At 69.3% G+C, this 12,867-nt stretch carries 13 protein-coding genes; 11 read left to right on the top strand and 2 right to left on the bottom strand.

What is annotated here, in order from left to right; translation table 11 throughout:
* Position 1: 1 nt before the first annotated feature.
* Together ACIA5G_RS18310 and ACIA5G_RS18305 are read right to left on the bottom strand one after the other, a co-directional pair.
* A complete protein-coding gene (locus ACIA5G_RS18310; protein ID WP_395924459.1) occupies positions 2-1,024 on the bottom strand; it encodes an acyl-CoA dehydrogenase family protein in 1,023 nt (340 codons plus the stop codon).
* A gap of 9 nt (positions 1,025-1,033) precedes the next feature.
* Entirely contained in the window at positions 1,034-2,197 is a 1,164-nt protein-coding gene (locus tag ACIA5G_RS18305) for an acyl-CoA dehydrogenase family protein (RefSeq protein ID WP_395924457.1), read from the bottom strand.
* 70 nt (positions 2,198-2,267) lie between these two features.
* Here ACIA5G_RS18305 and ACIA5G_RS18300 point away from each other — a divergent pair, with 70 nt between their 5' ends.
* The 11 genes from ACIA5G_RS18300 to ACIA5G_RS18250 all read left to right on the top strand — a co-directional run bounded on the left by ACIA5G_RS18300 (position 2,268) and on the right by ACIA5G_RS18250 (position 12,838).
* Entirely contained in the window at positions 2,268-2,459 is a 192-nt protein-coding gene (locus ACIA5G_RS18300) for a ferredoxin (RefSeq protein ID WP_395924455.1), read from the top strand.
* An 82-nt stretch (positions 2,460-2,541) separates the two neighbouring features.
* Positions 2,542-3,399, top strand: coding sequence for a 3-oxoacyl-ACP reductase (locus ACIA5G_RS18295; RefSeq protein WP_395924453.1), 858 nt, complete (start codon positions 2,542-2,544; stop codon positions 3,397-3,399).
* Positions 3,396-4,154 carry a glucose 1-dehydrogenase gene (locus ACIA5G_RS18290; RefSeq protein ID WP_395924451.1) on the top strand — a complete coding sequence of 253 codons (759 nt, stop codon included), beginning with the start codon at positions 3,396-3,398 and terminating at the stop codon, positions 4,152-4,154. The genes ACIA5G_RS18295 and ACIA5G_RS18290 overlap by 4 nt, the downstream gene beginning before the upstream one ends.
* Before the next feature lie 87 nt (positions 4,155-4,241).
* Positions 4,242-5,030: an ABC transporter permease gene (locus ACIA5G_RS18285; RefSeq protein ID WP_086674213.1), complete on the top strand. Its 789-nt coding sequence runs from the start codon at positions 4,242-4,244 to the stop codon at positions 5,028-5,030.
* Positions 5,030-5,878, top strand: coding sequence for an MlaE family ABC transporter permease (locus tag ACIA5G_RS18280; RefSeq protein WP_395924449.1), 849 nt, complete (start codon positions 5,030-5,032; stop codon positions 5,876-5,878). The genes ACIA5G_RS18285 and ACIA5G_RS18280 overlap by 1 nt, the downstream gene beginning before the upstream one ends.
* Complete coding sequence (locus ACIA5G_RS18275; protein WP_395924447.1) at positions 5,875-7,209, top strand: MCE family protein; 1,335 nt, start codon at positions 5,875-5,877, stop codon at positions 7,207-7,209. Before ACIA5G_RS18280 ends, ACIA5G_RS18275 begins: the two co-directional genes overlap by 4 nt.
* Positions 7,206-8,243 (top strand): MCE family protein, encoded by a 1,038-nt coding sequence (locus ACIA5G_RS18270; RefSeq protein WP_395924445.1) that lies wholly within the window; start codon positions 7,206-7,208, stop codon positions 8,241-8,243. The genes ACIA5G_RS18275 and ACIA5G_RS18270 overlap by 4 nt, the downstream gene beginning before the upstream one ends.
* Positions 8,240-9,271 carry an MlaD family protein gene (locus tag ACIA5G_RS18265; protein WP_395924443.1) on the top strand — a complete coding sequence of 344 codons (1,032 nt, stop codon included), beginning with the start codon at positions 8,240-8,242 and terminating at the stop codon, positions 9,269-9,271. Before ACIA5G_RS18270 ends, ACIA5G_RS18265 begins: the two co-directional genes overlap by 4 nt.
* Positions 9,268-10,461 (top strand): MCE family protein, encoded by a 1,194-nt coding sequence (locus ACIA5G_RS18260; RefSeq protein ID WP_395924441.1) that lies wholly within the window; start codon positions 9,268-9,270, stop codon positions 10,459-10,461. The genes ACIA5G_RS18265 and ACIA5G_RS18260 overlap by 4 nt, the downstream gene beginning before the upstream one ends.
* Positions 10,458-11,603, top strand: coding sequence for an MCE family protein (locus ACIA5G_RS18255; RefSeq protein ID WP_395924439.1), 1,146 nt, complete (start codon positions 10,458-10,460; stop codon positions 11,601-11,603). Before ACIA5G_RS18260 ends, ACIA5G_RS18255 begins: the two co-directional genes overlap by 4 nt.
* Positions 11,600-12,838: an MCE family protein gene (locus ACIA5G_RS18250; RefSeq protein WP_395924437.1), complete on the top strand. Its 1,239-nt coding sequence runs from the start codon at positions 11,600-11,602 to the stop codon at positions 12,836-12,838. The genes ACIA5G_RS18255 and ACIA5G_RS18250 overlap by 4 nt, the downstream gene beginning before the upstream one ends.
* Positions 12,839-12,867: the final 29 nt, after the last annotated feature.

Raw genomic sequence — 12,867 nt, 5'->3', positions numbered from 1 at the left:
TTCAGGCGTCCGCGGCCAGCTGGTCGCCGAGGGCCAGGAGCTGCGAGGTCGCCGGGCCCAGCAGGAACTCCAAGCGTTTCGCCGCCACGAAGTAGCGGTGCACGACGTGGTCGACGTCGATGCCGACACCGCCGTGGACGTGGACCGTCGTGTGGGCCACCCGGTGCCCGGCTTCGGCGGCCCAGAACTTCGCCGTCGCCGCCGCTTCCGCCGCCGGGAGGTCCGACGCGAGCCGCCAGGCGGCCTGCAGCGACGTAAGCCGGACCGCTTCGACGTCGACGTACGCGTCCGCGAGACGCTGCCGGACCGCCTGGAACCCGCCGATGACGTGGTCGAACTGCTTGCGCTCGGCCGCGTACGCCGCGGTCAGCTCAAGCGCCCGCTCGACAACGCCGAGCTGCTGCGCGCACACGCCCACCGTGCCGCGCAGGCGCAGCCACTCACCGATGTCGCCCAGCGAAATCCCCGGCGCCTCGGACAGTTCCAGCAGACCAGCGTCCGCGTGATCCACCGTCTGCTGCGGCCGCACGGTGACCCCCGGGGCCGCCGCGTCGACGAGGAACACCTCGCCGGGGACGGCCACCAGGAAGCCGTTCGCGAAGGCGCCGAACGCCACCGCGGACTCGGTGCCGGACAAGCGGCCGTCCGAGGCGGTGAAGCCGGACAGTGCCACCGCTAGAACACGTTCTCCTCGCAGCACCGGCAGCACCCAGCGGTCGACCAGCTCCGGCGTGCCGAACTCCGCCAGCGCCGACGCCGCCATCGTGATCGAGGTCAGGTAGGGGACCGCGGCCACCGCACGGCCGATTTCGGTGAGGACCGCGCACTGCTCCAGCAGCCCGAACCCGCCACCGCCGAGCGACGACGGCAGCGCCGCGTCGAGCACACCCGCCTGGCCCAGCGCCGTCCACAGGGGAGCGTCGAAGCCGCCGGTGCCGTGCGGGTCGTGGGTGACCTTGTCGGCGAGGATCCGCCGGGTCAGCGCCGCGAGGTCGGCCGACGCCTCGGAAGGGGTGAAGTCCATGGGACGCTCCTAGCGCGTGACGGGCAGGCCGAGGGCGGTCGCGGCGATCATGTCCCGCTGGATCTCGTTGGTGCCGCCGCCGAAGGTGAGGATCAGCGCCGAGCGGTGCAGCCGCTCGATCCGCCCGGCCAGCAGCGCGCCCGGCGATCCGTCGCGGACGACGGCGGCCGCGCCGAGCACCTCCATCAGCAGCCGGTAGGCCTCGATCGCGAACTCCGTGCCGTACACCTTCGTCGCCGACGCGTCGGCCGGGCCCAGCTCGCTCGCCGCGGCCGCCCAGGCGATCCGCCAGTTCCGCAGCTTCAGGTACTCCGCGCCGGCGTGCACCCGCGCGAGGTGCAGCCGCACCCATTCCTGGTTGATGGCGCCGGTCTCCTTCGCCCACGCCAGAACGTCGGCGAGCGCCTTGCGGACGGGCGCCGACGACGTCAGTGCGACGCGCTCGTGGTTGAGCTGGTTGGTGATCAGCGGCCAGCCCGCGTTCTCCTCGGCCACGCGCGCCGACACCGGCACGCGCACGTCGTCGTAGTACGTCGCGCTGGTACCCGCCCCCGCCACCGTGTGCACCTTGGTCCACGAGAACCCGGGCGCCGACGTCGGCACGATCAGGATCGACAGGCCCCGGTGCTTCTTCGCCTCCGGGTCGGTCCGGACCGCGAGCCAGACGTAGTCGGCGTGCTCGATCAGGCTGGTCCACATCTTCTGGCCGGTGACGACGTACTCGTCACCGTCGCGCACCGCGCGCGTCCGCAGCGACGCGAGGTCGGTGCCGGCCTCCGGCTCGGAGTAGCCGATCGAGAAGTGCAGCTCACCGGCGGCGATCTTCGGCAGGTAGAACGCCTTCTGCTCTTCGGTGCCGTAGCGCATGATCGTCGGCCCGACGGTGTTCACCGTGAGGAACGGGACCGGCACCCCGGCGACCGCCGCTTCGTCGGTGAAGATGAGCTGGTCGAGCATCGGCCGGCCCTGCCCGCCGTACTCCGGCGGCCAGCCGATCGCGAGCCAGCCGTCCTTGCCCAGCTGCCGGACGATCTCCTTGTACGCCAGGCCGTCGCCGTACTCGCCGTTGCCCGTGCGGAGACCTTCGCGACGCTCGGGCGTCATCAGCTCGGCGAAGTACTCCCGCAGTTCTCCGGCCAGTGCGCGCTGCTCCGGTGTGTAGTCGATCCGCACCCGTCACCTCGATCCGGCGTTATAGTAGAACCTGTTCTAGTTGTACCAGGACTCACGCGGCGGAGGAAGCATGGAGATCGGCGTTGATCGTTCACTCTGCGAGGCGAACGCGGTGTGCTTGGGGTTCGCGCCGGACGTCTTCGACCTCGACGACGACGAAGAGCTGGTCATCCAGCCCGGGCCGGTTCCGGACGATCAGATAGAACTTGTTACAGATGCCGTGAAAGGTTGCCCTAAGAACGCCCTGTTCATCGCCAGTTAGCGGTGTTCACTCAAGGGCTTGCCCTCGGCGAGAACAGATTCTAGTGTAGGCCCGATCACCGGACTCGATGAGGAGGCCTCGCGTGAGCCTGACCGGCAGGACAGCGATCGTCACGGGCGCCGCCGCCGGGCTGGGACGGGCGGAAGCGCTCGCACTGGCCGCACAGGGTGCCACCGTCGTCGTCAACGACATCGGTGAGCCGAAGGACGTCGTCGAAGAAATCGAAGCCGCTGGTGGCAAGGCCGTCGCGGTCGCCGGTGACGTGGGGGAGCGGGCCACTGCGGACGCACTCGTGAGCGCTGCGCTCGACCTCGGCGGGCTCGACGTCGTGGTCAACAACGCGGGTGTGCTGCGCGACAAGATGCTGTTCTCGATGTCCGACGACGACTGGGACACCGTGCTGCGCGTGCACCTGCGCGGCCACTTCCTGTTGTCCCGCAACGCCGCCAAGCACTGGCGCGACAAGTCCAAAGCGGACGGACAGCCGGTCTACGGACGCTTGATCAACACGGCGTCCGAAGCCTTCCTCATCGGCTCGCCCGGCCAGCCCAACTACGCCGCGGCGAAGGCGGGCATCACCGCGCTCACCATGTCGGCCGCCCGCGGCCTGGCCAAGTACGGCGTCCGCGCCAACGCGATCTGCCCTCGCGCGCGGACGGCGATGACCGAGGGCGTGTTCGGTGCTCCTCCCGCCGAGGGCGCCGATCCGCTCTCGGTCGAGCACGTCGCCCCCTTCGTCGCCTACCTCGCCTCGCCGGCGGCCGAGCACGTCAACGGCCAGGTGTTCGTCGTCCACGGCGGCATGGTCTCCCTGGTCGAGGCCCCGCGGATCGAGCAGCGCTGGTCCCTCGACGAGCTCGACACCACGGTCAGCGCGTTCTTCGCCGACCGCGACCCCGGCCGGATGTTCGCCGCCACCGAAATCCTGGAGGACTCGTGAGGCTCGACGGGAAGATCGCCCTGATCACCGGCGCCGCGCGCGGACAGGGGGAAGCCGCCGCACGCGCGTTCGTCGACGAGGGCGCGAAGGTGCTGCTCGCCGACATCCTGGACGACGAGGGCAAGCAGCTCGCCGCCGAACTCGGCGAGAACGCCGTCTACCAGCACCTCGACGTCGGCGACGAGGACGGCTGGGCCACCGCCGTCGACCGCGTGACCACCGAGTTCGGCGCGCCGAACGTGCTGGTCAACAACGCGGGCATCCTCCATTTCTCGGAACTCGGCAAGACGAAGCTGGCCGATTACGAACGCGTCATCCGGGTGAACCAGATCGGGGCGTTTCTCGGGATGCGCTCGGTCGTTGAACCGATGACCGCCGCCGGCGGTGGCTCCATCGTCAACGTGTCCTCTGTGGAGGGTCTGGCCGGGATGCCGTACCTCGTCGCCTACACCGCGAGCAAGTTCGCGATCCGCGGGATGACCAAGGTCGCGGCGATGGAGCTCGGCAAGAAGCACATCCGCGTCAACTCCGTCCACCCCGGCGCGATCGACACCCAGATGGTCTCGACCGCGGCCGGCGGCCAGAAGGTCGACATGTCGTACGTCGGCAAGAAGGTCGCCCTCGGCCGGGTCGGACAGCCCGAAGACATCGCCAAGCTCGTGTTGTTCCTGGCCAGCGACGAAAGCGCGTACTGCACCGGGGCGGAGTTCGTCGCGGACGGCGGCGCCACGGCGTCGCACGCGCTCAACTTCTAGCGGACGATCAGTTAACACCGCTAACGAAAAGTGGACACCGGGTATGGAGAACACTCGGAGGTCAGCGACGACCTACTGGGAGGTGTGGTGAGCGAGAGCACGGGCACGCTCCCGGGAACCGCGGCCCTGACCCAGGTCGGGCGCCTCGCGACGCTTTCCTGGGAAGTCCTGCGCGCGATCTTCAAGCGCCCCTTCCAGGCCCGCGAGTGGATCCAGCAGTGCTGGTTCTTCGCCAGTGTCACGATCCTGCCGACCGCGCTGGTGGCCATCCCGTTCGGCGCGGTGATCGCCCTCCAGCTCGGCTCGCTGACCGCGCAGATCGGCGCCCAGTCGTTCACCGGCGCGGCCAGCGCGCTGGCCATCGTGCAGCAGGCCAGCCCGTTGATCACCGCGCTGCTGGTCGCGGGCGCCGGGGGCAGCGCGGTGTGCGCGGACATCGGCGCGCGCAAGATCCGTGAAGAGATCGACGCCATGGAGGTCCTCGGCGTCAACCCGATCCAGCGCCTCATCGTGCCGCGCGTGCTCGCCGCGATGGTCGTTTCGGTGCTGCTCAACGGCTTGGTCAGCGTCGTGGGTGTGCTCGGCGGGTACTTCTTCAACGTCGTCCTGCAGGGCGGCACGCCCGGCGCGTACCTGGCCAGCTTCAACGCGCTGGCCCAGGTGCCGGACCTCTGGGTCAGTGAGATCAAGGCACTGCTCTACGGCTTTGTCGCCGGGGTCGTCGCGGCGTTCCGCGGGCTGAACCCGCCGCCCGGGCCGAAGGGCGTCGGGGACGCCGTCAACCAGGCGGTCGTGATCACGTTCCTGCTGCTGTTCCTGATCAACGTTGTGCTCACCGCGATCTACCTGCGGATCGTCCCGCCGAAGGCCATGTGATGACGGCGGAGCCCATCGAACGAGACCGGACGCTCGAGTACATCGCGCGCCCGGGCCAGAGCCTGGAAGGCCTCGGCAAGCAGCTCGCCTTCGCGGCGAAGGCGCTCGCCTGGTCACCGCGCACGATCCGCCGCTACAGCCGGGAAACGCTGCGGCTGCTCACCGAAGTCTGCTTCGGCACCGGCGGCCTCGCCGTCATCGGCGGCACGCTCGGCGTGATGATCGGGATGACGCTGTTCACCGGTCTCATCGTCGGCTTGCAGGGCTACTCCGCGCTGAACCAGCTCGGCACGGCCGCGCTCACCGGGTTCATCTCCGCCTACTTCAACACCCGCGAGGTCGCGCCGCTTTCGGCCGGGCTCGCGTTGAGCGCGACCGTCGGCTGCGGCTTCACCGCGCAGCTCGGCGCGATGCGGATCTCCGAAGAGATCGACGCGCTCGAAGTGATGGGCGTGCCGAGCATGCCCTACTTGGTGACGACACGGGTGCTGGCCGGGGTCGCCGCGGTGATCCCGCTGTACGCGGTCGGTCTGCTCTCGAGCTACCTCGCCTCCCGGCAGATCACCATCTGGCTCTACGGCCAATCCGCCGGCACCTACGACCACTACTTCACGCTCTTCTTGCCCCCGGGCGACGTGCTGTGGTCGTTCGGGAAGGTGATCGTGTTCAGCGTGCTCGTGATCCTGTCCCATTGTTATTACGGCTTCAACGCCAGCGGCGGCCCGGCCGGGGTCGGGGTGGCGGTCGGCCGCGCGGTGCGGACGTCGATCGTGCTGATCTCGGTGCTGGACTTCTTCCTCAGCCTCGCGATCTGGGGCGCGAACACCACGGTGAGGATCTCGGGATGAGGCGCGAGCTCTGGCAGCGGCTCCGGTACCAGGTGCTGGGGCTCGCCTTCCTGCTTGTCGCCGCCCTGTTCATCACGCTCACGCTCGCCGTCTACAACAAGGCTTTCACGCCGGTGACGCTCGTGAAGCTGGAAACCGACCGCGTCGGCAGCCAGCTGCGCACCGGCGGTGACGTCAAGGTCCGCGGCATGCTCGTCGGCGAAGTCCGGTCGGTGCTCGCGAAGGGGGACCACGCTGAGCTGGAACTGGCGCTCGACCCGGACAAGACGGCCGTCATCCCGGCGAACGTGTCGGCCAGGTTGCTGCCGAAGACGTTGTTCGGCGAGCGGTACGTGGCTCTCCAGCTGCCCGCGGAGCCGGAGCGCTCGATCAAGGCCGGCGACGTCATCCCGCAGGACCGCAGCAGCACCGCGATCGAGCTGCAGAAGGTCCTCGACGACGTGATGCCGCTGCTGCAGGCGGTGCAGCCGGAGAAGCTGTCGAGCACGCTCACCGCGGTGTCGACCGCGCTCGAAGGCCGCGGCAAGCAGCTCGGCCAGACCCTCGTGCAGCTGAGTGACTACCTCGGCAAGCTCAACCCGTCACTGCCGGACGTCAAGGCCGACATCACCGGCCTCGCGAACGTCGCGGACACCTACAACAAGGCGGCGCCGGACCTGCTGCAGGCGCTGTCCGATCTGACCACGACCAGCCGGACGATCGTCGACCAGCGCGCACAGCTGAGCGACCTCTACGCCACCGTCACCGCGGCTTCGGTGGACCTCACGAACTTCCTGCAGGTCAACAAGGACAACCTGATCCGGCTCACCACGGCGGTCCAGCCGACGCTGGACGTGCTCGCCAAGTACGCGCCCGAGTACCCGTGCCTGATGCGGCAGCTGGCCGAGTCCGTGCCGCGCGCCGAGCTGGCCTTCGGCAAGGGCACCGCGCACCCGGAGGTCAGCCGGGTCACCATCGAGTTCGCCGCGAGCCGCGGCAAGTACCTGCCCGGCGTCGACGAGCCGAAGTACGAGGACAAGCGCGGGCCGCGGTGTTATCCGTCGGTCCCGAAGCCGGGGGTGTGGCCGCAGTACCCGCCCGACGGCCCGATCGAGGACGGCTCCAGCAAACCCGCGCCGCCGAAGTCGCCGGACGGCAGCCTGCCCGGCCCGATCACCGCGGGCGGCGGCGCGATCGGCGGGTCCGGCAGCATCGTCGGCTCGGCCGACGAGTCCGACCTGATCGCGTTGCTCGCATCACCGGCGCTGGGCGCGCGGCCGGACCAGGTGCCCGGCTGGGCGGGCCTGCTCGTCGGGCCGCTCTACCGCGGGGCGGAGGTGGAGCTCAAATGAGGACCTTCGTGCCATCGCTGGTGAAGCTCGCCGTGTTCGCCGTCGTCACCGTGCTGCTCACCGGCGTCCTCGCGGCCACCATTGCGAACACGAACTTCGGCGAGACGTCCGGCTACCTGGCGAAGTTCACCGACGCGTCCGGCCTCAAGGAAGGTGACGACGTCCGCATCGCCGGGGTCAAGGTCGGCCAGGTGGACGCCATCGGGGTGGTCGAAGGGGACCGGAACCTCGCCGAGGTGCGATTCGACGTCGAGCACAGCTACCGGCTGCCCGAATCGGTGACCGCGACGATCAAGTACCGCAACCTGGTCGGGCAGCGTTACCTCGCGCTCGGCACCGACGTCCCGGGTGACCGGGCGCTCGAGGAGGGTGGCACGATCCCGCCCGAGCGCACCAAACCCGCGTTGAACCTCACCGTGCTGTTCAACGGCTTCAAGCCGCTGTTCAAGGCGCTCAGCCCCAAGGACGTCAACCAGCTTTCGGCCGAGATCATCAGCGTCTTCCAGGGTGAGGGCGGCACGATCACCAGCCTGTTGCAGCACACCGCGTCGCTCACCACCGCGATCGCGAGCAAGGACCAGGTGATCGGCCAGGTGATCGCCAACCTCAACACCGTCCTCGGCACCGTCAACCAGCACGGCCCGCAGCTCGGCGACCTGATCGAGCAGACCCAGAAGCTCGTCAGCGGCCTGGCCGAGCAGCGCAAGCCGATCGGCGACGCGGTGACCGCACTCGGCGACCTCGCGGTGTCGACCACCGGGCTGCTGGCCGACGCGCGGCCGGCGCTGAAGGACGACGTCGCGCAGCTCGGGGTGCTGTCGCAGAACCTCGGTGACTCCGGTGAGCTGATCAACCACCTCCTCGAGGTGCTGCCGGGCAACCTGCAGAAGTTCACCCGGACCCTGAGCTACGGCAGCTGGTTCAACTACTACCTGTGCGGGATCACCGGCACCATCGGCATTTCCTCGCTCGACATCACCCTGCCGATCATCCCCATCCCCGGCACCCAGCGCGCGGAAAGGTGTGGTCCGTGAAGCCGCTGAAGGATCGCAACCAGGCCGCGGTCGGCGCGGTCGCGCTGGTGCTGATCGTGCTCGTCACGGCCACCACGTACTTCTCCGACCAGCTCCCGTTCTTCGGCAACGGCACGACGTACTCGGCGTACTTCGGCGAGTCCGCCGGGCTGGCGCCGGACAACGAGGTCGAGGTCGCCGGTGTGAAGGTCGGCACCGTGTCCTCGGTGGCCCTGGCCGGCAAGCAGGTGCTCGTGCGCTTCCGGGTCAAGGACGTCCACGTCGGCGACGCCACGACGGCGTCCATCGAGATCAAGACGCTGCTGGGCGAGAAGTACCTCGCGCTCGACCCGAAGGGCGGCGGCACCCAGGAGCCGGACACGACGATCCCGCAGGCTCGCACGCGCACGCCGTTCCAGCTGCAGGACGCCTTCGAGCAGCTCTCGACGACGGTCGGCGACATCAACACGAAACAGCTCGCGGACAGCTTCAACGCGCTTTCCGACAGCCTCAAGGACAGCCCGCAGTACCTGAAGGACACCCTGTCGGGCTTGTCTTCGCTGGCCAAGACGGTGTCCTCCCGCGACGCCGATCTGCACGCGCTGCTGGCCAACACGAGCCAGGTGTCGAAGACGCTGTCCGACCGCAACGCCCAGCTCCAGCGGGTGATCAGCGACGGCAACCTGCTGCTCACCGAGCTGCAGAACCGCAAGACCGCGATCCACGCGCTGCTCACCGGCACCCAGCAGCTTTCGGCGCAGCTGACCGGGCTGGTCCAGGACAACCGCGCGCAGCTGAAGCCGACGCTGGACAAGCTCGGGAAGGTGACCGACATCCTGCAGCGCAACCAGGGCAACCTCGACCAGAGCCTGCAGCTGATGGCGCCCTTCGCCCGCGTCGGCGCGAACGCCACCGGCAACGGCCGCTGGTTCGAGGGGTACCTGTGCGGGCTGCTGCCGCCGACGATCACCGTGGGCGGGCTGTCCATCAACCCCGAGGGCTGCACCCCGCCGATCGCGGCGCCGAACCAGGGGGTGGGCGGCCGATGACCATCCGGACCTACCGCGGGCGCAGCCTGGTGACCTGGCTGGCGTTCGCCTGCATCGTCGCCCTGGTCCTCACCGCCGGGCTGTGGCTGGTGTTCCGCGAGTCCAGCGGCACCAAGCTTTCGGCGTACTTCGGCAAGACCGTCGGGCTCTACGCGGGTTCGTCGGTCCGGGTGCTCGGGGTGCCGGTCGGCGAGGTCACCGACGTCAAGCCGCAGGGTGACGCCGTGCGCGTCGACATGCGCGTCGACTCCGTGCAGCTGCCCGCCGACGTCGGCGCGGTGGTCGTCGCGCCGAGCCTGGTCAGCGACCGGTACGTCCAGCTCACGCCGGCCTACGACAGCGGGCCGACGCTGGCGACCGGCACCGTGCTGGCCAAGGACCGCACAGCGACGCCCGTCGAGCTGGACGATCTGTATTCGAGCCTCGACAAGCTGTCGACGGCGCTCGGGCCGAACGGCGCCAACAAGGACGGTGCGCTGTCCGGCGTCCTGGACACCGCCGCGGACGCCTTGCGTGGCAACGGAACCTCGCTGAACTCGACGGTCGGGCAGCTCGCCGGCCTCGCCAAGACCCTCGACGGCTCGAAGGACGACCTGTTCTCGACCGTGCAGAACCTCAACTCGTTCACCGGCGCGCTGGCCCAGAGTGACCAGCAGCTCAACGAGTTCTACGGGCGGGTCGCCGACGTCAGCCAGTTCCTCGCCGCGGACTCCGCCGACGTCGGGGCCGCGCTGCAGTCGCTCGGCGGCGCGCTCGGCGACGTCCAGCAGTTCGTCAACGACAACAAGGCGGCACTGGAGTCCAATGTGGACAAGCTGGCCTCGCTGTCGAAGGTGCTGGTCGACCAGCGGGCGTCGCTGGCCGAGGTGCTCGACATCGCGCCGACCGGCGCCACGAACTTCATCAACTCCTACGACGCGGCGTCGGGCACCATCGCCGTGCGCGACAACCTCAACGAGCTCACCAACCCGCCGATCCTCACCGTGTGCCGGTTGATCAGCGCGGGCACGCCGAAGCCGATCCCGGACACGCTGGGGAACATCTGCAAGCAGCTCGCGCCGGTCCTGGACGGGACGCTGAAGCTGCCGACGATCCCGCAGGTGCTCAACTCCCTGCAGAACGGTGAGCTCCCGCCGTTGCCGCTCCCGCTCGTCGGAGCGATGCAGGAGCTTTCGGGCGGTGCCAAGTGAAGCGGCTCGTGGGCGTGCTCGCCGGGGTGCTCGTCCTGGCGGCCTGCAGTGACGGCGGCTTCAACGGCCTCTACGGCACGCCGCTGCCGGGCGGCGCCGACGTCGGTGACCACCCGTACCACGTCACCGCGCTGTTCACCGACGTCCTGGACCTGGTGCCGCAGTCCAGCGTCAAGGTCAACGACGTCGCGGTCGGGCGCGTCGACAAGATCACGCTGACGCCGGACACGCGGTCCGCACTCGTGGCCATGACCGTCAACGGTGACATCGGCCTGCCCGCCAACGCCCGTGCCGAGCTGAAGCAGTCTTCACTTCTGGGGGAGAAGTTCGTCGAGCTGAGTGTGCCGACCGCCGAGCCGGCCACCGGGAAACTGGGTGACGGCGCGCAGATCCCGCTCGGGCGCACCAACCGCAACCCCGAGGTCGAAGAGGTGCTCGGCGCGCTTTCCCTGCTGCTCAACGGCGGCGGTGTCGAGCAGATCCAGAAGATCAGCCACGAGCTCAACGACGCGCTGTCGGGCAACGAGCCGGAGATCCGCGCGCTGCTGTCGCGAGTGGACGAACTGGCGACGCAGCTGGACGGGCACCGGACCGAGATCCTCCGCGCGATCGACGGCCTCGGGAAGCTGTCTCGGACGTTGACCGGCCAGACGCAGAACCTGTCGAACGCGCTCGACAACCTCGCGCCGGGCCTGAAGGTCGTCACCGACCAGCGTGACCAGCTCGTGAGCATGCTCAACGCGCTGAACACCCTGTCCGGCGTCGCGGTCGACACCGTGACCAAGAGCCGCGACCAGCTCGTCGCCAACCTCAAGGCGTTGCAGCCGACGCTGAACAAGCTCGGCGAGGCCGGCTCGAACCTGCCGAATGCGCTGCAGATCCTGCTGACCTACCCGTTCCCGGACTACGCGGGCAACGTGATCAAGGGTGACTACGCGAACGTCGAGGCGAACGTGAACCTCGACCTGGACACGCTGATCCAGAACTTCACGAACTCGTCCCAGCCGCCGATCGCGCTGCCGTCCGGTCAGCCTTCCGCCGTCGCCCCGCCGTTGCCACTGCCCGACCTCGGCTCGGGCCCGCAGTCGGCGGGCCCGAACCTGCTGGGCGGGCTGCTCGGCCTGATCGGGGGTGGCCGGTGACCACGCGCAAGATCCGCATCCAGCTGTTCGCGTTTGTGGTCATCGCGGTGGTTTCGGTCGTTTACGCCGGCGGCCGGTACGCCGGGCTGGACCGGCTGTTCGGCAACCGCGGTTACGTCGTCACCGCGCAGCTGACCGACTCCGGCGGGATCTTCGTCAACTCCGAGGTCGCCTACCGCGGGGTCACGGTCGGGCGGGTCACCGGGATGACGCTCACCGAGCACGGTGTCGACGTCGCCCTCGACATCGACTCGGGTGCGCCGGAGATCCCGGCCGACGCGCACGCGCAGGTGGCGAACCGGTCGGCGGTGGGAGAGCAGTTCGTCGACCTGCTTCCACAGCACAATGGCGGCCCGTACCTGACGGACGGGTCGGTGATCACCGCGGACAAGACTTCGCTGCCGCCGTCGCCGGACACCGTGCTGACGCACCTCGACGACCTCGTCGCGAGTGTGCACCCGGACTCGCTGCGGACGGTTGTCGACGAGACGTACAACGCCTTCGCCGGTTCGGGGCCGGAGCTGCAGCAACTGCTCGACAGCACGGGGTCGCTGACCGCCGTCGCCGCGCAGTACGTCCCCCAGACGCAGGGGCTGCTGGCGAACTCGCGGATCGTGCTGGACACGCAGGAACGGCAGGCCGCGAACATCACCGACTTCGCTTCCGGGCTTCGCACGATCTCGGGCCAGCTCAAGAAGTCCGACCCGGACCTGCGGCGCGTGATCGCGGAGGCGCCGCAGCTGAGCCGGCAGATCAGCGACGTGCTCGCGGCGTCCGGGACCGACCTGGGCGTGCTGTTCGCGAACCTGCTGACCACGGCGCAGATCACGTCGTCGCGCAGGGATTCCATCGAGGAACTGCTGGTGGCGTACCCGATCATCTCGGCGTTCTCCCCGTCGACGTCCCCGGACGGCACGGGTCACCTCGGTGTGGTGCTCAACTTCTTCGACCCGGCTTCGTGCACGAAGGGCTACGAAGGCACGAAGCAGCGTCCGGCCAACGACGAGACCGAAGCGCCGGTGAACATGAACGCGTACTGCGCCGAGCCGCCGGGCAGCCCGACCGGGGTGCGCGGTTCGCAGAACGCGCCCTACGCGGGCAAGCCGCCGGCCATCCCGGCCGCGCCGCAGCAGCAGGCCGCGTCGGCGCCGGCGCAGTCCCAGCTGCCGGGGATGCTGAGCCTGCTGACCGGGCCGTCGGCGGGCGGGCTCGGCCGGCTGCTGGGCGCGCCGTGAAGGTTCTGGTCATAGCAGCGGTGCTGGCT

The organism is Amycolatopsis sp. NPDC051758 (genome assembly GCF_044453095.1).
Taxonomy (GTDB): domain Bacteria; phylum Actinomycetota; class Actinomycetes; order Mycobacteriales; family Pseudonocardiaceae; genus Amycolatopsis.
The sequence above is the reverse complement of the archived record's forward strand: the minus strand, read 5'-3'. Positions and strand labels throughout refer to the sequence as shown.

Excerpts from the sequence above, each read along its gene's own strand:
- ACIA5G_RS18310 (WP_395924459.1), bottom strand. The coding sequence starts at position 1,024 with ATGGACTTCACCCCTTCCGAGGCGTCGGCCGACCTCGCGGCGCTGACC.
- ACIA5G_RS18300 (WP_395924455.1), top strand. The coding sequence starts at position 2,268 with ATGGAGATCGGCGTTGATCGTTCACTCTGCGAGGCGAACGCGGTGTGC.
- ACIA5G_RS18280 (WP_395924449.1), top strand. The coding sequence starts at position 5,030 with ATGACGGCGGAGCCCATCGAACGAGACCGGACGCTCGAGTACATCGCG.
- ACIA5G_RS18275 (WP_395924447.1), top strand. The coding sequence starts at position 5,875 with ATGAGGCGCGAGCTCTGGCAGCGGCTCCGGTACCAGGTGCTGGGGCTC.
- ACIA5G_RS18270 (WP_395924445.1), top strand. The coding sequence starts at position 7,206 with ATGAGGACCTTCGTGCCATCGCTGGTGAAGCTCGCCGTGTTCGCCGTC.
- ACIA5G_RS18260 (WP_395924441.1), top strand. The coding sequence starts at position 9,268 with ATGACCATCCGGACCTACCGCGGGCGCAGCCTGGTGACCTGGCTGGCG.